This window comes from Mariniphaga anaerophila (assembly GCF_900129025.1).
GTDB lineage: Bacteria > Bacteroidota > Bacteroidia > Bacteroidales > Prolixibacteraceae > Mariniphaga > Mariniphaga anaerophila.
On sequence record NZ_FQUM01000005.1, the window covers coordinates 102244 to 122896 of the forward strand.

Annotated in this window: 17 protein-coding genes; 12 read left to right on the forward strand and 5 right to left on the reverse strand. The window is 44.6% G+C overall.

The genetic code is table 11. The annotated features are described in order from the left end of the window. Positions 1 to 10 precede the first annotated feature (10 nt). The 3 genes from BUB08_RS11455 (at position 11) to BUB08_RS11465 (ending at position 4493) form a co-directional block, all read left to right on the forward strand. The gene (locus BUB08_RS11455) at positions 11 to 2638 is read left to right on the forward strand and encodes a valine--tRNA ligase (RefSeq protein ID WP_073001897.1); all 2628 of its coding nucleotides are present in this window, start codon (positions 11 to 13) and stop codon (positions 2636 to 2638) included. Between the two features lie 208 nt (positions 2639 to 2846). Beyond that, the gene (locus tag BUB08_RS20355) at positions 2847 to 3617 is read left to right on the forward strand and encodes a hypothetical protein (protein WP_073001899.1); all 771 of its coding nucleotides are present in this window, start codon (positions 2847 to 2849) and stop codon (positions 3615 to 3617) included. 120 nt (positions 3618 to 3737) lie between these two features. Next, positions 3738 to 4493 carry a carboxypeptidase-like regulatory domain-containing protein gene (locus BUB08_RS11465; protein WP_073001900.1) on the forward strand — a complete coding sequence of 252 codons (756 nt, stop codon included), beginning with the start codon at positions 3738 to 3740 and terminating at the stop codon, positions 4491 to 4493. A gap of 92 nt (positions 4494 to 4585) precedes the next feature. On the opposite strand, the gene BUB08_RS11470 is transcribed toward BUB08_RS11465, so the two are convergent. The 5 genes from BUB08_RS11470 to BUB08_RS11490 form a co-directional block, all read right to left on the reverse strand. Next, positions 4586 to 5299: a 3-keto-disaccharide hydrolase gene (locus BUB08_RS11470; protein ID WP_073001902.1), complete on the reverse strand. Its 714-nt coding sequence runs from the start codon at positions 5297 to 5299 to the stop codon at positions 4586 to 4588. A 334-nt stretch (positions 5300 to 5633) separates the two neighbouring features. Beyond that, positions 5634 to 9302, reverse strand: coding sequence for a methionine synthase (gene metH, locus BUB08_RS11475; protein ID WP_073001904.1), 3669 nt, complete (start codon positions 9300 to 9302; stop codon positions 5634 to 5636). 66 nt (positions 9303 to 9368) lie between these two features. Next, positions 9369 to 10118 carry a UPF0280 family protein gene (locus BUB08_RS11480; protein ID WP_073001906.1) on the reverse strand — a complete coding sequence of 250 codons (750 nt, stop codon included), beginning with the start codon at positions 10116 to 10118 and terminating at the stop codon, positions 9369 to 9371. Between the two features lie 171 nt (positions 10119 to 10289). Continuing rightward, a complete protein-coding gene (locus BUB08_RS11485; RefSeq protein WP_073001908.1) occupies positions 10290 to 10700 on the reverse strand; it encodes an NIL domain-containing protein in 411 nt (136 codons plus the stop codon). Further along, positions 10693 to 11856: a homocysteine biosynthesis protein gene (locus BUB08_RS11490; protein WP_073001910.1), complete on the reverse strand. Its 1164-nt coding sequence runs from the start codon at positions 11854 to 11856 to the stop codon at positions 10693 to 10695. The genes BUB08_RS11485 and BUB08_RS11490 overlap by 8 nt, the downstream gene beginning before the upstream one ends. A gap of 106 nt (positions 11857 to 11962) precedes the next feature. Between BUB08_RS11490 and BUB08_RS11495 the strand changes: the two genes are divergently transcribed. From BUB08_RS11495 to BUB08_RS11535, 9 genes are all read left to right on the forward strand, one after another. Continuing rightward, complete coding sequence (locus tag BUB08_RS11495) at positions 11963 to 13336, forward strand: glycoside hydrolase family 88 protein (protein WP_073001912.1); 1374 nt, start codon at positions 11963 to 11965, stop codon at positions 13334 to 13336. Positions 13337 to 13443: 107 nt separating this feature from the next. Next, positions 13444 to 14274: a sugar phosphate isomerase/epimerase family protein gene (locus tag BUB08_RS11500; protein WP_073002262.1), complete on the forward strand. Its 831-nt coding sequence runs from the start codon at positions 13444 to 13446 to the stop codon at positions 14272 to 14274. Between the two features lie 75 nt (positions 14275 to 14349). Continuing rightward, positions 14350 to 15492: a Gfo/Idh/MocA family protein gene (locus tag BUB08_RS11505; RefSeq protein ID WP_073001914.1), complete on the forward strand. Its 1143-nt coding sequence runs from the start codon at positions 14350 to 14352 to the stop codon at positions 15490 to 15492. A gap of 50 nt (positions 15493 to 15542) precedes the next feature. After that, entirely contained in the window at positions 15543 to 16313 is a 771-nt protein-coding gene (locus BUB08_RS11510) for a 3-ketoacyl-ACP reductase (protein WP_073001916.1), read from the forward strand. 112 nt (positions 16314 to 16425) lie between these two features. Then, entirely contained in the window at positions 16426 to 16914 is a 489-nt protein-coding gene (locus BUB08_RS11515; RefSeq protein WP_073002263.1) for an RNA polymerase sigma factor, read from the forward strand. Positions 16915 to 16919: 5 nt separating this feature from the next. Next, the gene (locus BUB08_RS11520) at positions 16920 to 17576 is read left to right on the forward strand and encodes a hypothetical protein (RefSeq protein WP_073001917.1); all 657 of its coding nucleotides are present in this window, start codon (positions 16920 to 16922) and stop codon (positions 17574 to 17576) included. 67 nt (positions 17577 to 17643) lie between these two features. After that, entirely contained in the window at positions 17644 to 19026 is a 1383-nt protein-coding gene (gene glmM, locus BUB08_RS11525; RefSeq protein WP_073001919.1) for a phosphoglucosamine mutase, read from the forward strand. Between the two features lie 305 nt (positions 19027 to 19331). Next, on the forward strand, positions 19332 to 19805 hold the full coding sequence (locus BUB08_RS11530; RefSeq protein ID WP_073001921.1) for a methylglyoxal synthase: 474 nt from the start codon (positions 19332 to 19334) through the stop codon (positions 19803 to 19805). 141 nt (positions 19806 to 19946) lie between these two features. After that, positions 19947 to 20651 (forward strand): queuosine precursor transporter, encoded by a 705-nt coding sequence (locus BUB08_RS11535; RefSeq protein WP_073002264.1) that lies wholly within the window; start codon positions 19947 to 19949, stop codon positions 20649 to 20651. Positions 20652 to 20653 lie beyond the last annotated feature (2 nt).

Below are 20653 nucleotides of genomic sequence, written 5' to 3' on the forward strand. Positions count from 1 at the left end.
ATAAAAAAACATGGAAATTCCGAGCAAATATACCCCTGCAGAAATAGAAGAAAAATGGTACAAATACTGGACAGAACGGAGATTCTTTCATTCAGTGCCTGATGACCGGGAACCGTACACGATTGTAATTCCCCCACCAAATGTTACCGGTGTTTTGCACATGGGGCACATGCTCAACAATACCATTCAGGATATTCTGGTGCGGCGTGCGCGAATGACCGGGAAAAACGCCTGCTGGGTGCCGGGAACCGACCATGCATCGATTGCCACCGAAGCCAAAGTGGTAAACAAATTAAAAGAAGAAGGCATTGACAAATACGACCTCACGCGCCAAGAATTTCTGGAACACGCCTGGAACTGGACCCACAAACACGGGGGAATAATTCTGGAACAATTGAAAAAGCTGGGAGCGTCGTGCGACTGGGACCGTACTGCATTTACAATGGACGAAGCCCGCAGCGAATCGGTTATTAAAGTTTTTGTGGATTTATACAACAAAGGACTTATTTACCGTGGAGTGAGGATGGTTCACTGGGATCCGGCTGCAAAAACAGCGCTCTCAGATGAAGAAGTCATCTATAAAGAACTTAAGTCGAAATTATATTACCTGAAATATAAAATTGATGGCGAAGACGGGTTTGTAACCATCGCCACTACCCGCCCCGAAACAATTCTGGGAGATACCGCAGTATGTGTAAATCCTGCAGACGAAAGATTTGCCCACCTCAAAGGAAAACGGGTACTGGTGCCGCTGGTTAACCGTTCCATCCCGATTATTGAAGACGACTATGTTGATATGGAATTTGGTACCGGATGCCTGAAAATTACGCCGGCGCACGACATCAACGACTACGAAATAGGAATGCGCCACAACCTGCCTTCCATCGATATTTTTAACGATGACGGAACGCTGAGCAAAGACGCAGAATTATTTGTTGGTGAAGACCGTTTCGATGTTCGCGATAAAATTATTCCCGAACTGGAAAAGGCCGGGAATATGGCAAAAATAGAAGACTACACAAATAAGGTAGGATTCTCTGAGAGGACAGACGCCATTATTGAGCCGAAACTTTCGGCACAGTGGTTCCTGAAAATGGAAGAGCTGGTAAAACCGGCTCTCGAAAATGTGATGAACGACACAATCAGTTTCCATCCGCCGAAATTCAAAAATACTTACCGCCACTGGATGAACAACATCAAGGATTGGTGCATTAGCCGGCAATTGTGGTGGGGACATCAGATACCTGTTTACTATTTACCGCAAGGCGATTTTGTTTGTGCTGAAACAGCAGAAAAAGCGCTGGAATTGGCCAAAGAAAAAACAGGAAATACCAATTTAACAATCGCCGATTTACGGCAAGATGAAGATGCACTCGACACCTGGTTTTCCAGCTGGTTGTGGCCAATCTCGGTGTTCGACGGAATTCGCTTCCCCGAAAACGAAGAGATAAAATATTACTACCCGACTTCTGATTTGGTAACTGCGCCCGACATCATCTTTTTCTGGGTAGCACGCATGATTATTGCAGGCTACGAATACCGCGACGAGCTTCCTTTCAAAAATGTATATTTTACAGGAATGGTTCGTGACACCCAGCGCCGTAAAATGTCGAAATCGTTGGGGAATTCTCCCGACCCGCTCGACCTGATTGCAAAATATGGTGCCGACGGAGTTCGCGTGGGAATGCTGCTCTGCTCGCCTGCCGGAGGAGATCTTCTTTTCGATGAAAATCTGCCCCAACAGGGCGCCGGCTTTGTTACAAAAATATGGAACGCATTCAGGTTGGTAAAAAACTGGGAGGTTGCTGAAAACATTGAACAACCAGAGCATTCTAAACTGGCCATCGAATGGTTCCGGAATAAATTGCACCAGGTTGTGGAAACGCTCGACGAGCAGTTCAACCAGTTCCGCATTTCGGAAGCGCTGATGACCATATACACTACAGTTCGCGATGAATTTTCGGGCTGGCTGCTGGAAGTTGTTAAACCGCCCTACCAGCAACCCATCGATGCAAAAACATACAACGAAACGGTTGATTTGTTTGACCAGTTGCTTCGGTTAATGCATCCGTTTATGCCATTTGTTACCGAAGAAATTTGGCAGTTGCTGAAAAACCGGGAAGATGGCGAAAGCATTATGATGTGCCAGTTGCCTCCGGTGGAAAGTTACAACAGCGAAATGCTTGCCGCATTTGAAAATGTAAAAGAAGCCATCTCAGGAATTCGTAATATCCGCAAAGACAAAAACATCCCGAATAAAGATACGCTGGAATTATGCATTCAGCAGGGCGACAAAGGTTTTGAACCGCAATTCAACAGCGTAATCATAAAAATGGCTCACCTCTCGTCGTTGGAAATGGTTACCGACGAAGTTCAGGGTGCTGCATCTTTCAGGGTAAAATCTACCAACTTTTATGTTCCGCTGGAAGGTTTTATTGACGTGGAAGAAGAGTTGAAAAAACTGGAGGAAGAACTGAAATACACAAAAGGATTCCTCAACTCGGTAATGAAAAAACTGAGCAACGAACGCTTTGTAAATAATGCGCCCGAAGCTGTTGTTGCCAAAGAAAAAGCAAAACAATCCGACGCTGAAGCCAAAATTAAGGTTTTGGAAGAACGAATTGCCGGATTAAAATAACTCCAAAATAAATTCGAAGGATGGTCTCCGGATCGTCCTTTGAATTATTTTCTCTTTCGTTATTCTCATTGGGGAAAAACATTCTCTCCCTCTCGGGCAAATAAACTTGCAGTAAAAGTCTGCCCGGAAATTGTACCCTTTAAATGATGTTAAAAGCGCTGTTAAAATAAATTAACAAGGCTTCCTGTGTTATTAATTCCCCCTAAATTTGAATACCATTTCAAATGGATCAGTATTTGAGCGTTACAACCGAATTGAAATTGAAACACAAAAAATAACATCACAACAAACCATGCCACAGAAAGTAGCCACTGCTTTTATTTTCCTGTTGTTTTACCAGTTTGCGTACTCACAGGCTGAGCTCCGGCCGGTGATGCCCGAACCGGATTCGGTTCAGACAACCAGATACAACCTGCTTGATAATTTATCAGGAAGTCAGCTTTGGGTTCCGGGGCAATCTTTCATTTCGTCGCCTCCTTTTCCGGTGTTTAGTAATTTGCAGAATCGTTTCAGTTTTCAGAATGAACCTGCATTCAAAACACTTACGTTTACACCAAATAAAATTGAATGGGAAATGCCCGGGCTAGGGTCAGTTAACCATTTTTCCAATCAGCTCCGCTGGAATGCCGGCAACAATTTTTCAGTTGACTTTGCTGCCGGACTGGCCATTCAAAATACAATATCGAATCTGTACGCTCCCAACTACCAGCTCATTTCACAGGCGCAAATCGAATACTCTTTTAACGATAAAACGAGTACCTACCTGCGCGGGCAGTACCTTACAAAACCACTCAATAAACCGAGTACGTTTTTCGACCCGTTCATGTATAACAATCCTCTCTTTTTGCAAAACGAAATTGGGGCAGGATTCAAAACAAAATACAAAAACACCACCATCGATTTTCAGGTTATTTCAATTTACGGCCCCGAATCGGTGATAAGTAACCCGGGGCATTCGAAAATACGCATTGGCTTTTAAACAATTGCGCAATGCAAAACAACCAGAACCGGCATAAAACATGTTAAAATACCAGTTAAAAACTGTTATGTTTCTTATGAGAAAAATCTTTTACATATTTTTGAATCTTATTTTAAAAGCATGAGAAGTTCAATTTTCATCGGCTTAATATTGTTGCTTTTCTCCGGGCTGCAAAGCCGGGCACAAACCGACTTGTCCCTTGTGGATCCAATTCTGGTTCGGTTAAAAGGCAGAATTGTGAGCGCTGCCGACAGCTCGGGTATTCCTTACGTTAATATTGTAAACAACCGGTATCGCGGGGGCACCATCACCAACAACGACGGGTACTTTTCGCTCGACGCGCTAAATATCGACAGCCTTATTGCAACCTCTGTGGGCTACGAGAAAAAGGTGATTTATATTCCGCACAGCTACATGGGACAGGAAGTTCTAACATTTGTTATGAATCCAGTTAACTATGCAGTAGGAGAGGTAGAAGTGAAAGGAGAAAGCCCAAGTCTGGATTTGGGAGTCAGCACCGGAAAACCGGTAGATATTGCGCCCGAATTGCGCGGGAATGCATTCAATGAAAAACCGCCTGTTCTTGCGGCATTATTCAACCCGGTTTCTTTTTTACAGTATTACCTGAGCGACAACGAACGCCGCAAGCGCGAAGTGCGACAAGCTATGGCCATACAGAAAAACTGGGAAATGCACTCGAAAAACTACAACAAGGAAATGGTGATGAAGCTGACCGGATTAAACGAAGCTGAAGCCGATACATTTATGCTTTGGTTCAATGCAAAAAATGTACTTCCATACACATCAAGCGAATACGAAGTGAGGGCTTCAATTGTTTACTACTACCAAATGTTCAAACAGGATAAAAATAAGTAAGGGAAGAAACGTAATTGAAATTATCGCTCCTTCCCTTTCCGAAATATTTTTTGAGTTGATGCAGATTCTCGCTGCAAAGAAAATAAAACAGGTTATTTTATTTCCCTGATTTTCATATTTCTGAACATGGTTAATCCGCCATGATCCTGCAACCCGATATGCCCGGATTTAGACATGCCGTAGTATGGTTTGTCGCGCCACTTGCTTTCTTCTTTTCTTGCTTTCCAGTCGTCGCTCCAAAGTTCGTATTCTACTACTTTTTTGCCGTTCAGCCAGTGCTCTACATGCGGGCCATCAACAAGTATACGTGTTTTGTTCCATTCGTCAATCGGAACAACTTCTGCGTTTACAGGAGCATTCATGTCGTAATTAGAGCCCGAATACTGACTGTCTTTCAGCTTGGTTGGCCAGCCTTTGTCGTCAATAAGCTGGTATTCCGGAGCTGATTCGTAAATGGCATTTACAACGCCTTCCTGGCAATGGTAAAAAATACCGGAATTACTTTCAGCAGCAATTTTCCATTCTACGTACAATTCAAAATTCTGGAACTCTTTTTTTGTGATGATGTCGCCACCATGGTCGGCTCCAACGCCGGAATTATGCAAAATACCGTCAACAATTTTCCATCCGGTTACTTCTCCGCCATTAAAAGTTTTCCAGTTGCTCAACGATTTTCCATCAAACAACAACTCCCATCCCTCTGCAATTTCTTTTTTGGTTAAGGTGTTAATTTCGGGTTCTTTCGGTGTACAGCCTGCTACAGTCAACAGAAGAGCAGACATAACAAAATAAATCAGGTGTTTCATTTCGATTTTTGTTTTTGAGTTTTAAAACAGTACAAAATTAAAGATTTGCCAGCACATCCAGAAACAATAGGATTGCAAAATTTTACGATTATTCCGTACAAAAGCAACCAAAAGAGAATTCCCGACACACGAAAGCCATTCGCCCGATTTTCAACATTTTGTAAGTTCGTCTAAAACCAAACATACGAAATACGGCAAATATCGTTTTTAATGAAAATACTTGCTATTCAATCCAAAAAAATTGAAAGGCCATTTTTGTGAGCCCGAAATGAAAACGCTTTTTAATGCGCTGAACGGCCTGACACCGCTTAGCGCATTAAAAACGAGTTGCCTCTTACTTGTAATTCAGATTAAACGAAAGGAATTTTTCCAGGTACTCCTCCGGTTTTCCTTTTCGGCGTGCATAATCTGCCACCTGATCGCGCCCCACTTTTTCGAGACTGAAATAGCGCGACTCCGGATGAACAAAATACTGGCCCGACACAGAAGCGTTGGGATACATCGCAAAATGCTCGGTTAATTTGATGCCAATTTCATCTGCTTTTAAAAACTCAAAAAGGCTTTCCTTTTCCGAGTGCTCAGGACAGGCAGGGTAACCAAGCGCCGGCCTTATTCCCTGGTATTTTGCTTTCAGCAAATCATCATGCGAAAGATGTTCGTCGGGTGAGTAGCCCCAGTATTCTTTTCTGATTTTCAGGTGCAGCACCTCGGCAAAAGCTTCACTCAACCGGTCAGCCAGGGCTTCCAACATAATGGCTTTGTAGTCGTTATGGTCTTTGCGGAATTTTTCTTTCCACGGTTCAATTCCAATGCCGGCGGTAGTTGCAAATCCGCCCACATAATCACGCTTTCCGGAATTTACAGGCGCCACAAAATCAGAAAGGCAAAGATTTGGCGCTCCACCTTTCTTTTTCTCCTGCTGCCGGAGGTGGAAAAAACGCCCGATTTCTTTTTTACGCGATTCATCCTCAAAAAGGATAATATCGTCGCCATCGGCATTGGCGGGCCAGATTCCAAATGCGGCATTGGCCCGAAGCATTTTTTTCTCGATAATTTCATCGAGCAGTTCGTTGGCCTCTTCATAAAGTTTTTTGGCCGCTTCGCCCTGCTTTTCATCCTGAAGTATTTGCGGATAATGTCCTCGCATTCCCCAGGTAAGAAAAAAGAAAGTCCAGTCGATGCTTTTCCGCAGCTCTTCCAACGGATAGTCCAGTAAATGTTTTACCCCGATAAAATTGGGCGTGTAAAGCGGAGCATTATCCCAGTCTAGTTGCAGCTTATTGGCTCGTGCTTCTTCCAGCCTCAAATACTCTTTGGGTTTTCGCTGCCCCTGAAATTGCCTGATTTGCTCGTAGTCGTCTTTTACAGACTGAATATATTTTTCGTTTTTTGCAATGAGGTTTGCAACAACATTTACGGCCAGCGATGCGTCTTTCACGTGCACAACCGGATGCGAATATTCCGGCTCAATTTTTACGGCAGTATGGATTTTTGAAGTGGTGGCGCCACCAATCATCAGCGGAATATTCATTTTTCGCCGTTCCATTTCCCGGGCAATATCTACCATAATTTCCAGAGAAGGAGTGATTAACCCGCTCAGCCCGATAACATCAACATTTTCCTGCAGTGCAGTGTCCAGAATTTTTTCGGTTGGCACCATTACGCCAAGGTCAATAATTTCGTAGTTATTGCAGCCCAGCACCACTCCAACAATGTTTTTGCCGATGTCGTGCACATCGCCTTTTACTGTGGCCATCAACACTTTTTTCTGGCGGCTTACTCCTTTCATTTGAGCCTTTTCGGCCTCGATAAACGGCAAAAGATAAGCGACTGCCTTTTTCATTACGCGGGCAGATTTAATAACCTGCGGCAGAAACATTTTCCCGGAGCCAAACAAATCACCTACCACGTTCATGCCGTCCATCAGCGGCCCTTCAATAATACTCAGCGCCGGCTGGTATTTTTTCAACGCCTCTTCCATATCTTCGTTTGCAAAATCGGGAATACCCTTTACCAAAGCGTATTCCAGCCGTTTTTCCAATGGCTGATCCCGCCAAACGTCTTTTCTGGTTTCCTTTTTATCTTCCTGAATTACCTGCTCTGCAAACTCCAGCAACCGCTCGGTAGCATCGGGTCTCCGGTTCAAAATAAGATCTTCGGTTTTCTCCAGCAGGTCTTTCGGAATTTCATCGTAAATCTGCAACATCCCGGGATTTACAATTCCCATATCGAGGCCGGCCCGGATGGCATAAAAAAGAAAAACCGAGTGCATGGCTTCACGCACCAAATTGTTGCCGCGGAATGAGAAAGAGACGTTGCTGATTCCCCCGCTGGTTTTGGCATGAGGCAGATTTTCCTTGATCCATTTCACTGTTTCAATAAAGTCAACCGCATAATTATTATGCTCTTCCATTCCTGTTCCAATGGTCAGCACATTAGGATCGAAAATGATGTCCTGAGGTGGAATCTCTACTTCTTCGGTAAGAATTTTATAAGCCCTTTTGCAAATTTCTATGCGCCGCTCGTAAGAATCGGCCTGCCCTTTTTCGTCGAACGCCATAACAACCACCGCTGCCCCAAAACGTTTAATGGTTTCAGCTTCAGCTATAAATTTTTCTTCGCCTTCTTTTAAACTGATTGAATTTACGATGGCTTTTCCCTGCAAACATTTTAAGCCTGCCTTAATTACATTCCATTTCGATGAATCAATCATCACCGGGAGTTTGGCAATATCGGGTTCTGCCATCATCAGATTCAGAAATGTTACCATTTCCGTTTCGGCATCAAGCATGGCATCGTCCAGGTTGACATCGATAACCTGCGCTCCGTCTTCTACCTGTTTACGGGCAACGGAAAGCGCTTCCTCGTACTTTTTTTCGCGAATTAGGCGTGCAAACTTTCGCGATCCGGAAACATTACACCGTTCGCCAATATTTACAAAGTTCGTTTCAGCAGTAAGCGTTACCGGCTCGAGCCCGCTCAGGTGCGTATTTTCATCTCTGGGGTTTGTTTTATGCGGCCGGGCATGTTCTGCCAGTTTTGCAAACTCCCTGATATGAGCAGGCGTGGTTCCGCAACATCCGCCAATAATATTTACAAAGCTGTTATCCAGGTAATCTTTTATGTGTCCGGACATGATTTCCGGTGTTTCGTCGTAACCGCCAAATTGATTGGGCAACCCGGCATTGGGATGAGCGCTGATGTTGAACGGCGCTTTTTGCGAAAGCTCTTTCACGTAGGGCCGCAAATCGGTAGCTCCCAGCGAGCAGTTCAGCCCGATACTCAGCAAATCGATATGAGATACCGAATTCAGGAAAGCTTCCAGCGTTTGCCCGGAAAGCGTTCGTCCGCTGGCGTCGGTAATGGTTCCGGAAATCATCAGCGGCAACCGCAGTTTCTTTTCGTCCAGAGCCTCTTCAATGGCAAAAATAGCCGCCTTGGCGTTTAGCGTATCAAAAATGGTTTCAATAAGAAGCAAATCTACACCGCCATCAATCAGCGCCTCTGCCTGTTCGCGGTATGCAGTTCGTATTTCGTCAAACGAAACCGCCCGGTAACCAGGGTCATTTACATCTGGCGAAAGCGATAATGTTTTGTTAGTTGGCCCAAGTGTTCCAGCCACATACCTTGGTTTTTTCGGGTTTATTTCAGTAAATCGGTCGGCCGCCGCCCGTGCAATTTCTGCCGAGGCTCTGTTCATTTTATACACCAGCTCCTGAGCATTGTAATCGGCCTGGGAAATACGGTTAGCATTGAACGTGTTGGTGAGTATTATGTCAGCACCGGCCTCCAGATATTCATTATGAATTTTGGAAATAATCTCAGGATAAGTAAGCGAAAGAATATCGTTGTTTCCTTTTTGGTCGTATGTTGAATCTTTCAGGAGGCTACCCCGGTAATCTTCTTCCGTAAGTTTGTACTCCTGAATCAGGGACCCCATTGCCCCGTCGAGCACCAGCACGCGGGATTTCAGTTCAGTCCGAATGTCTTTTTTATTATGCATATTTTCTTCTTAACCCGCACAAATCAGGTGCTGAAATTTTATTTTTCTTCGCACCTCTGCGGCAAACTACTTTAACAATTTAATTTCAAACCCGCCCGTTATACCGACTTTGTCTTTACAAATAATCAGCAACGACAGGATTTCGGGAAACTCTTCTGCCCGCCCGATTACCTTTTCCACATCTTCCGGCGACTTTACTTCGTTACCCAGCGCTGTTGCCAGCGCATCTGCCAGCAACACATCGCGGCAAATTACCGCAACGGCATCGGCTTTTCCAAAGCTAAAGGAAGGGCCGACTGTTCCTGCCGAAGTGCAGATTCCGACCTCTCCTATCCCGGCAGGAATTACAATCCCGATTTTCTCGGAAAGCGGCGAACTGCCAGCAAACACAGAAAGAACGAGTTCTTTTTTCAACAGGGCAAAAATATCGCCACCGTTCTCTATAACCAATTCTTTTACCGAAAAGTTTTCGAGTATTGCCCGGCCTGCTTCGCGCGAAAACAACCCGGCCACCGATCCCATTGGCCCGATACCGGCTCTGGCAGCTGCCTGCGCCATCTCTTTTGCCTCGGCTGGCGCAGCATTTACCGAATTATAAGGAATCAGGCTTTTTGCAAATTGCGGTTCCGATTCAATATAAACATCCAGTTTTTGCCTTAACTCAACTATCTTCCGACGAACCACTTCTTCCATTTCGTTTTCGAAAGAATCCGGGTCGACGCCAATCCAAAGATCCGTTTCCCGATGACTCACCTGAAATCCCCTGAAACGCTGAGAATTAAATTTATTCCGATAAAAACGTTGTTCGTATTTCAAATTACGTTCGTGTTTTTTAAAATGATGTCAGTGTTATTGAATTGCAAAATTACCAGTCCGAAACGAATTACGAAAAAGCGATTTGCCAGTTACTAACAACAGCTTTTCGCAATTAGCAATCTGCTTGTTTTCAACAAAAAAACGGTTTCGAGGCCGACAATCTTAATTTTTCTACCTGAAATCAATCTCGAACAGGTGCAACGGACAGGCGGGGATGCAAAGCTCGCAAACCACGCACTTGTCTTTATCAAATTGCAGTTTCCATGTTTCTCTGTTCATGGTAAGAGCGCCGGCAAAACAAACTGCAGTGCAATTGCCGCAGTCAATGCATTTTTCGTGTTGAAAATGAATCCGCTTATCCAGAGGCTCGCAAATTACCTGGTGGGTAGTAAGATAATCTACGCCCTTTTCTATGTTCTCTTTTTTCCCTTGCAGTTCCAGCAGCAGGCTTCCTCTTTTTCCCGGATAAACTTCTGCTTTCAAAATATTTATGCGCAAATCATAATCCCTGACCAGATGGTAACTCAGCGCTTTGTCTCCGCTGTCGGGCGGAAAATTCAGCACGTATCTTTTTTTAATCATTGTCTGCCTCCGTTTCTTTTAAGCTGTTCAACGATGTATTTTTCGGAAACATTTGTACAGGTTGTGTTATTTCAAATTTCCCGTTTTGCAACCAGGCTTTCAATTCATCTGCTATTTTTCGGGCTTTTGCGAGGCTCGAAACCGGCGCTGTCCTGATTTTCTTTCCCTTCACTTTAATAGATCCCGATTGCAGTTGTTCGTACGTAACCTGTCCGAGTTTGGGTTGCCCAACGGTTCCGTAATCAAGTACCGAGGTTTCAATCTGGCTGTTTGCGATGGAAACCCGGCGGGCCATATCCTCATCGAGAATGGGAACAGGAATACCAATTCCGATAAACATGCTCACTCCGTATTTGTCGTAATAAACGCCCTGCAAATACTCCGGCGACATCTCTTTCAGATTGCCGATAACCGCAATGGTGGCCGCGTTGGTAACCGGAACTCCATATTCATTTTTTGGTTTGGTGGTATGAAACTGAGTCCCGTTCCAAATCACAAACCCCTGTGCTCCGCCAAGAAAAATGCGGGTACCAATTCCGATGGTTCGCAAGTCGGGGTCATTCAGCAACGGGCTGAGTTCTCCTGATGTGGAATAGGTGGCATTCCGCATATTCGGAAGCAACGTCCCCATGTAGGTGTGAATCATCTTTTTAGTGGTGTTCACCGCCACGTTGTAATTCTGGTACGCGTTTCTCGGATTGAAAAGAGTAAACTCGTTGATGGTTTTAATATTGATTTTCGTCCGGATATATTTTCGCGGATAGCAGTCGGTTCCTTTTCCCCAGGCTTCCAGCAGCACATCTTTCCCTTCCAGCAAATCCTGAATAACATGCGCCCCTCCGTACGATGGGTTTTCGGGATCGCAGGCAGTAGCGCCAATATAACTGTCAACGGCAGCAAGCCCCTCGTAGCAGGGCACTCCGTTGAGCCTGATTTTTTCCATTCGGATGGGCGGGTTGGTATGGCCAAAATTTATTATTGCCCCGGAAGAGCACATCGCTCCAAAAGTAGCGGTGGTTACTACATCAACTTTTTCGACAATTTCGGCCGGACTGGCGTGTTGAGCCATTTGGGTTACCTCTTCAGCAGTAAGCACAACAGCTTTCCCCTGCCGGAGTTTCTGGTTAATTTCCTCGTAAGTTTTTGTTTTTGGCATGCGGTAAAGTGCAAAGAAAATTTGACATCCTGCAAATTTAGCTCAAAATCCCTCATTTTTTTAACCATTCTGCTAATTTTACGTGCTAAACTCAGAATCAATAAAAATGCTACAAATCGACTTTCAGCTTTGCCCGGAAGATTTGCAAAAAAAACTGGAACTGTTCTGGGAGCTTTCGGCAGAAAAAATCAAACGTATCGACAGAAACTATGATGCATCAAACGGTTCTCCCGTTTTTACTGTTGAAGGAAAATACGCAACGCGCGGGTGGACTGAATGGACTCAGGGATTTCAGTTTGGCTCTTCTATTTTACAGTTTGATGCCACCGGAGATCAATATTTTTTAGAGTCGGGGAAAAAAGCCACTCTCGAAAAAATGGCTCCGCACTTATCCCACACCGGCGTTCACGACCACGGGTTCAATAACCTGAGCACTTACGGAAATTTGCTGAGACTGATGAACGAAGGCAAAATCCCGTTCAACGAGTGGGAAAAGAATTTTTATGAACTGGCGTTGAAAATTTCGGGTGCGGTGCAGGCAGGCCGCTGGACAAAGACAACTGATGGCGGTTTTATTTACTCTTTTAACGGACCACACTCGCTGTTTGTGGACACGCTCCGGTCGTGCCGGATTCTGATTGCATCGCATCGTCTGGGTCACGTTTTGCAGGGCGAAAACGACAAAAAAATTTCACTTTTGGAGCGGGCAATCCAACACATTTCTGCCACAGCCAAATATTCTGTTTTTTATGGCGAAGGAAGGGACCAATACGATGTTTGGGGAAGAACAGCCCACGAAAGCATTTTCAATGTAAACGACGGGAACTTCAGGTGTCCCAATTCACAACAGGGATACTCCGGTTTTTCTACCTGGACTCGCGGCCTGGCTTGGGCAATGCTCGGTTTTGCAGAAGAGCTGGAAGCCTTTCAACAGTTCACGGCAGAGGAGCTGAAACCTTTCGGAGGGGAACAACCGTTAACCGAAATGATGCTGAGAGCAGCAAGGGCAACCTGCGATTTTTATATAGAAAATACTCCTACAGACGGAATTCCCTATTGGGATACCGGAGCACCCAACCTACACCGGCTGGGCGATTATCTGCAAAAGCCGGCAGATCCATACAACGATTGGGAACCGATTGACAGTTCTGCGGCAGCAATTGGCGCACAGGGATTGCTCCGACTGGGAAAATTTCTAAAAGAAAAAGAAGAACAGGAATCCGGCTCAAAATACTGGCAGGCCGGGCTGACTGTGATGAATTCGCTGCTTGACTATCCGTACATGAGTACTAATCCACGGCATCAGGGACTAATTCTTCACAGCATTTACCACCAGCCAAACGGCTGGGATCATGTGCCGGCAAAACAGAAAATTGCCTGTGGTGAATCATCCATGTGGGGCGATTACCATGCCCGGGAAGCGGCTCTGTATTTGCAGCGCATAATTCACAACAAACCATATCTCACTTTTTGGGGATAAATAATTTCAAAATCGTTAAAACGAATCAATCGGGGGACAAACGTTTCCCGGAAAAAACCGTACAACTTTTTTGTTCTTCAACAAAAATTGCAAATAAAAATACTTTAATGGCAACTGCATTAACCGATTTATCAAAGCTTTGTGTACACACGCTAACCACCAAACCCTGGAATTTAAACCAGTGTATAAAACATTACAGCGAAGCCGGCATTCACGGAATTACAATCTGGCGAAATGTTTTGGAAGGGCAAGACCCGAGCAGCATCCGGACAATGTTAAACGACCAGGGAATGAATGTGGTATCAGTAGCTCGTGCCGGGTTTTTCCCATCGGTAAAAAAAGAAAAAAGGCAGGCAGCCATTGACGACAACCTGCAAGCAATTAGCGACGCATTTTTGGTGCAAGCCCAAATGCTGGTGCTGGTTTGCGGCGCAGACCCCGGCCAGTCTTTAGAAAAATCAAGGGAACAAATAAAAGAAGGAATAATCCGGATTCTGCCCGAAGCACAAAGCGCAGGCGTAAAACTGGCCATTGAGCCGCTGCACCCCATGTACGCCGGCGACCGTTCTGCCATTAATTCGCTGGAGCAGGCCAACCAGATGGCAGAGGAAATCAATTCTGAATTTGTAGGAGTAGCCGTGGATGTTTACCATTTGTGGTGGGACAACAACCTGCAACGCGAAATCAAGAGATGCGGAAAAAATAAAAATCTGTTTGCTTTTCATGTTTGCGACTGGAACGTGCCAACTACCGATTTTTTAAACGACCGCGGGTTAATGGGCGACGGGTGCATTAATGTTCCCCAAATAAGAAGCTGGGTGGAAGAGACCGGATTTTCAGGATACAACGAAGTGGAAATCTTTTCGGATAAATACTGGGCAATGGACCAAAAGGCGTATCTTGAAAAAATTAAAAATGCATACTTAAACCACACCTAAAGCCGAAAGCAAACGATGCAGGTTGGCTGAAGACAAAAGAATAAGAAAAGCAAAAACAACTGAAAAATTCATAGCATGATTCACAAAGTAGGGATTATTATGAACGGCGTAACCGGCCGTATGGGAACCAACCAACACCTGATGCGGTCGATTGTAGAAATAATAAAGCAGGGCGGCGTGCAAGTCAGTCCGTCCGAGTTCATTTTACCAGATCCGGTACTGGTTGGCAGAAACGAAATCAAGCTAAAAAAACTGGCAGAAATGTCGGGGGTTGAAAAATGGACAACCGATTTGGATTCTGTTCTGAATGATCCGTACTACTCCATTTATTTTGATGCACAAACAACAGGCCGCCGGGCCGATGCAGTAAAAAAGGCAGCCCGGGCCGGAAAACATATTTATTGTGAAAAACCGGTAGCAATCGACACCAAAACCGCACTGGACCTGTACCATATTTGCGAACAAGCCGGGGTGAAACACGGCGTTGTTCAGGATAAACTATGGCTGCCGGGACTAATCAAACTAAAACGCCTGATGGAAAACGGATTCTTCGGAAAAATTCTTTCCGTGCGCGGCGAGTTTGGATATTGGGTTTTTGAGGGGCATTCGATTCCGGCGCAACGCCCCAGTTGGAACTACCGAAAAGAAGACGACGGCGGAATTATTGTAGATATGCTTTGCCACTGGCGGTATGTCCTCGACAATCTTTTTGGAAACGTAAAAGGACTGTTTTGCATGGGCGCCACCCACATTCCCGAACGGGTGGATGAACAGGGACAACCCTACGTTTGCACTGCCGACGATGCAGCTTATGCTACGTTTGGGCTGGAAGGCGGAGTTATTGCCCATTTTAACTCTTCGTGGGTAACCCGCGTGCGCCGCGATGATTTGCTCACGCTGCAGGTAGACGGAACAAAAGGGTCAGCGGTGGCCGGCTTGCGGGAATGCTGGACACAACACTACGGAAATACGCCAAAGCCGGTATGGAATCCGGACATCAAACAACCCATCGATTTTTACGAAGGCTGGAACAGAGTACCTGAACAAGAGAATTACGATAATGCTTTTAAAGCACAATGGGAACTTTTTCTGAAGCACGTGGTAAAAAATGATCCTTTTCCGTGGAACCTGCTCGAAGGAGCAAAAGGCGTTCAACTGGCAGAAAAAGGACTGGAAAGCTGGGCAAAAAAAGCATGGGTGGAAGTACCCGAAATTTAACACACTAAAATCAGATAGCAGAAGCAAATAAAAGCAAGCATTAAAAAGATATGAGAAAAACAGCACTTGTCACCGGGGGTTCGCGCGGAATAGGACTGGGAATAGCCAACGAGTTGGCGAACGAAGGATTCAACCTGGTTATTAACGGAGTGAGGCCAGAAAACTCGGTTCAAAGCGTACTGGACGAGCTTTCCCGTTTTGGGACCAAAGTTATTTACGTGCAGGGAGACATCTCCCAAAAAGAGGATCGGCAAAAAGTGTTTCAGACGGTCACAAATAAGTTTGGAGCATTAAACGTACTGGTAAATAATGCCGGGGTTGCGCCCCGCGAACGAAAAGACATTCTTGAGGCTTCGGAAGAAATTTTTGACGAAGTACTGGGAATCAATCTCAGGGGACCATACTTTTTAACGCAATTATTTGCAAATCAGATGGCCGGCATCAAAAAAGAAAATCCCGATTTTGAATGCTGCATCATAAATGTTTCTTCAATTTCGGCAACTGTTGCTTCTGTTAACAGGGGAGAATATTGCATTTCCAAAGCAGGAATTGCAATGGCTACCAAGCTGTGGGCCGCCCGGCTGGGCGAATTTGACATCCCGGTTTACGAGATTCAGCCGGGAGTAATAGCAACAGACATGACTTCCGGAGTAACCGAAAAATACAACCAGCTTTTCGACCAGGGGCTGAGTATTCAAAAACGCTGGGGAATGCCCGGAGACGTTGGAAAAGTTGCTGCCGCAATGGCAACCGGAATGCTGCCTTATTCTACCGGCCAGGTTGTTATGGTGGATGGCGGAATGACGGTGCAAAGGTTGTAAAAAAATATTCTGCCAGCAATTTACTGAAGCGCAACAATCTGTAAAATGCAAACAAAGAAATAACTTCGCGGGATGTAATAAATGCGCCGACTGTTTGACCAATAACCCGATTTTGGAAAAGAAATTTTTACACATAATTGGAGAAAACCAGGGCATCATTCACAAGGTCTGCAATATGTATTGTGATGCAGAAGAAGATCGGCATGATCTTTTTCAGGAGATTGTTGCCCAGTTGTGGAAGTCTTTTCCAACATTCAGAAACGAATCGAAGGTAACAACCTGGATGTACAGGGTGGGATTAAATACCGCCATTACGACTTTCAAAAAAAGCAAACGGCGGCCCGACAGGAATTGGCTTTCCTACGAAAACTTTCAGGTAGCCGACGAAAACCACGAGGCAGAAACCGAAGAAAGCATAAAAATGTTGCATCGTGCTGTTGCCCAACTTACAGGCATTGAAAAATCGATTATTCTGCTGTTCCTCGAAAACAAAAAGTACGAAGAAATTGCAGAAATAACCGGCATCACCCAAAACTATGTGCGGGTAAAAATGAACCGAATCAAAAAGAAACTTAAAATTTTGATGGATAAGGAGGAATAAACGATATGGAACTTAATGAATTGAAAAAAACCTGGGAACAATTGTCGCCCCGCAAAGAGTTGGACGAAACCCAACTGAGGGAGATGTTGCGCCACAGAACGAGGAACCTGCTCGACCGCATTGAGCGAAACGTTCGCATTGGTTTTGTTTTGTTGTTTGTTCTGATTGCATTGTTTCTTCTCGACGACTTTGTGCTCACTCCCATGCTTATAAAAGAGATGAGCGTTAATATTGAAATACCTGTTTGGCTGACTTTTCTGAGCGCTTTTAGCAACGTGCTTATTTTTGCAACTTTCATCTATTTTATGGTACAATACTTTAAAATAAAAAAGCGGCACGACATTTCGGGGAACATGAAAGAAACCCTGGAAAAAATTATCAGTGCCATGCAGATTTATCAGAAGTTGTTTTACATGGCGCTTATAACACTTTCTTTTGCAATGGTTCTGCAATTTATTTCCGGAATGAGTTACGGCATTGAAAACCAGAATATAGATATTTCGCAAGTGCCACTTTACAAATGGATTTTTGCATTGGGGGTATTAATTTTTACGGTAGGAAGCATTTACCTGCTTTGGCGTTGGGGTTTTCGTAAACTGTACGGAAAATACATTGCAAAACTCAGGCAAACGTTACGGGAACTAAACGAAATCGATAATTAACACCAAAATAGACCCTACTCTCCCAATCGGTTATTACTTTTGTCAATTCATATTCAATCATAAAACAATGGCACTCATAAAGTCTATCTCAGGAATTCGTGGAACAATTGGCGGAAAACCGGGCGAAGGCCTCAGCCCGATCGATGTAGTTAAATTTACAGCCGGGTATGCCGCCTGGGCAAAACAGAACTCAGCAAATGATAAACTCAAAATAGTGGTTGGCCGCGACGCCCGTATTTCGGGAGAAATGGTAAGCTCACTGGTTATTGCCACATTGGTTGGCATGGGTTGCGACGTAACAAATATCGGGTTGGCAACCACTCCTACCACCGAAATAGCGGTAACAGAAGAAAATGCCGACGGCGGATTGATTTTAACAGCGAGCCACAACCCCAAACAATGGAATGCCCTGAAGTTGCTTAACTCAAAAGGAGAATTTTTAAATGCCCAGGAAGGCGCTTTGGTGCTCGATTTGGCAGAATCAGGAAACTTCACTTTTGCCGAGGTAGACGACCTTGGAACAGTTGTGAAAAAAGATTACACAGCTATTCACATTCAGAAAGTGCTTGACCTGAAACTGGTAGACAAAGCCGCCATCGAAGCAGCCGGCTTTTCGGTTGCCATAGATGCCGTTAACTCAGTTGGAGGAATTGCCATGCCCAAACTGCTGAACGCACTGGGTGTTAAAAATATTATTGAAATTAACTGCGAACCCACCGGCCACTTTGCACATACTCCCGAACCGTTGCCCGAAAATCTGGTGGAAACTTCGGAAATCATAAAAAAGAACAATGTAGATGTTGGCTTTGTGGTAGACCCCGACGTAGATCGGCTGGTGTTTATTAACGAAGACGGCAGCATGTTCAGCGAAGAATACACCTTGGCTGCGGTTAGTGATTATGTTCTGGGACAAACACCCGGCAACACAGTATCCAACCTTTCTTCGAGCAGGGTGCTGCGCGATGTAACGGAAAAACACGGGCAGAAATACAACGCTGCTGCAGTTGGCGAAGTAAACGTAGTTGCAAAAATGAAAGAGACCAACGCTGTAATTGGCGGCGAAGGAAACGGAGGAGTCATCTATCCGGCCAGCCATTACGGACGGGATGCACTTGTTGGTACCGCACTGTTCCTTACCTTTCTGGCAAAAAGCGGAAAAAAATGTTCGGAGCTGAGGAAAACTTATCCCGACTATTTCATGTCGAAAAATAAAATTCAGCTTACTCCCGAAATTAACGTAGACGGGCTTCTTCTCCAAATGAAAGAAAAGTATGCCAATGAGCAGGTTAATGATATTGACGGTGTAAAAATTGACTTCGCCGATTCATGGGTTCATCTACGAAAATCCAATACCGAACCCATTATTCGGATTTACTCAGAGGCCAAATCTCCGGAAGCTGCCAACCAGCTTGCGTTAAGAATTATTGACGAAATAAAGGGGTTGCTTTAAACAGCCCCTTAACTTACTTGTTTTCAGAAAACAACATTCTGTTGGGATGAAAGTAGGTTAAATAATCAATAAACCCGGTTCCGTTGTGTTGACCCCGCCATTCCCGACATGGGAATTAGAATATCTTTGTCTTTGAAAACAATTATTATTTCGCTATAAATTAGAGAAATAGAACTATTTTAAAAGCCATGAAACGAGCCGCACCAAAGTCATCAATAAACAAAACCAGACTGTTGCGGCAAGTTTAAATTGAAAAATGCCATTGCGCATAAATTATTTTCAAAAACAATTAAAAACACCCGACGATGAAAAAAAAGAAAAACATAGCCATTGTTGCACACGACAACCGGAAAAAAGATATTATTGAATGGGCTGAATTTAACTGGAAAGAGCTGATACAGCACAACCTGATTTGCACCGGCACCACAGGGAAACTGGTAGAAGACGCTCTGGCTGTCAAATGCCTGGAAGAAAGCGTGGTTCCGCCAACGGTATCCCGGCTGAAGTCTGGCCCGCTGGGAGGAGATCAGCAGCTGGGCGCCCTGATTGTTGAAGGCGCAGTAGATATTCTGATCTTTTTCTGGGACCCGATGCAGCCACAACCGCACGATGTTGACGTGAAAGCGTTGTTGCGAATAACTGTTTTGTACAATATTCCAACAGCTTCGAACCGCTCTACCGCAGACTTTCTGGTTTCGAGCTCGCTGTTTCACGAAAACTACCAGCCGATATTAAAAGATTACGAGCACTACATTAAACGAGACGTAAATTTGGACTAGCGTAATAGTCCGCGAATTACACAGGCAGCTTTCCACATCCGAACAGGAATTTAAAAATCGCAGATAAATTCCTACTTTTGCTGCCTGAAACAAATGTTGAATTCCCGCAGGTTCCATCACCCTGCGGCTAAAATTAAAAAAATGCAAAACGAATTATTATGGCTGGCCATGTTGCTGGCAAACTTCCTTTTCATTATTCTGGCGTACAGACTATTTGGCAAATGGGGCCTTATTATGTGGATTCCCGTTTCGGTAATTGTGGCCAACATTCAGGTTGTGCAAACGGTACAACTGTTTGGACTGGCGGCAACTCTGGGCAATATTGTGTACGCTACTTCATTTTTGGTAACTGATATTCTTTCGGAAAACTACGGAAAGCAAGAGGCAAAAAAAGCGGTCTGGATTGGCTTTTTCAGCCTTATTTCCATGACGCTGCTAATGAACCTTGCATTGTTTTTTCATCCGTTGGAAGGTGATGATTTTTCAACGGTCAGCCACGATGCACTGAGCACGATCTTTAAGTTGATGCCGCGAATTGCCTTGGCCAGCCTGGCAGCCTACATGCTTTCGCAACGGCACGACGTGTGGGCTTTCCATTTTTGGAAAAAACGGTTTTACAAAGAAAACCAGTTGTGGCTGCGCAACAACCTCAGCACAATGGTTTCGCAGCTAATCGACAGTTCTGTTTTTGTATTGATTGCCTTTTACGGCGTTTTTGAAACAGAAGTGCTTTTCGAAATTTTTATCACCACCTATTTTCTGAAATGGATTGTTGCTGCTGCCGACACGCCTTTTGTTTACTGGGCCCGGCGCATTCACAAAAACGAAAGCTTTCTGGTAAAATAAGT

Coding starts and splice junctions, on each gene's coding strand:
- BUB08_RS11485 (WP_073001908.1), bottom strand. CDS start 10,700: ATGATTAAAAAAAGATACGTGCTGAATTTTCCGCCCGACAGCGGAGAC.
- glmM (WP_073001919.1), top strand. CDS start 17,644: ATGGCACTCATAAAGTCTATCTCAGGAATTCGTGGAACAATTGGCGGA.
- BUB08_RS11520 (WP_073001917.1), top strand. CDS start 16,920: ATGGAACTTAATGAATTGAAAAAAACCTGGGAACAATTGTCGCCCCGC.
- BUB08_RS11500 (WP_073002262.1), top strand. CDS start 13,444: ATGGCAACTGCATTAACCGATTTATCAAAGCTTTGTGTACACACGCTA.
- BUB08_RS11495 (WP_073001912.1), top strand. CDS start 11,963: ATGCTACAAATCGACTTTCAGCTTTGCCCGGAAGATTTGCAAAAAAAA.
- BUB08_RS11510 (WP_073001916.1), top strand. CDS start 15,543: ATGAGAAAAACAGCACTTGTCACCGGGGGTTCGCGCGGAATAGGACTG.
- metH (WP_073001904.1), bottom strand. CDS start 9,302: ATGCATAATAAAAAAGACATTCGGACTGAACTGAAATCCCGCGTGCTG.
- BUB08_RS11490 (WP_073001910.1), bottom strand. CDS start 11,856: ATGCCAAAAACAAAAACTTACGAGGAAATTAACCAGAAACTCCGGCAG.
- BUB08_RS11535 (WP_073002264.1), top strand. CDS start 19,947: ATGCAAAACGAATTATTATGGCTGGCCATGTTGCTGGCAAACTTCCTT.
- BUB08_RS11470 (WP_073001902.1), bottom strand. CDS start 5,299: ATGAAACACCTGATTTATTTTGTTATGTCTGCTCTTCTGTTGACTGTA.
- BUB08_RS11530 (WP_073001921.1), top strand. CDS start 19,332: ATGAAAAAAAAGAAAAACATAGCCATTGTTGCACACGACAACCGGAAA.
- BUB08_RS11465 (WP_073001900.1), top strand. CDS start 3,738: ATGAGAAGTTCAATTTTCATCGGCTTAATATTGTTGCTTTTCTCCGGG.
- BUB08_RS11455 (WP_073001897.1), top strand. CDS start 11: ATGGAAATTCCGAGCAAATATACCCCTGCAGAAATAGAAGAAAAATGG.
- BUB08_RS11505 (WP_073001914.1), top strand. CDS start 14,350: ATGATTCACAAAGTAGGGATTATTATGAACGGCGTAACCGGCCGTATG.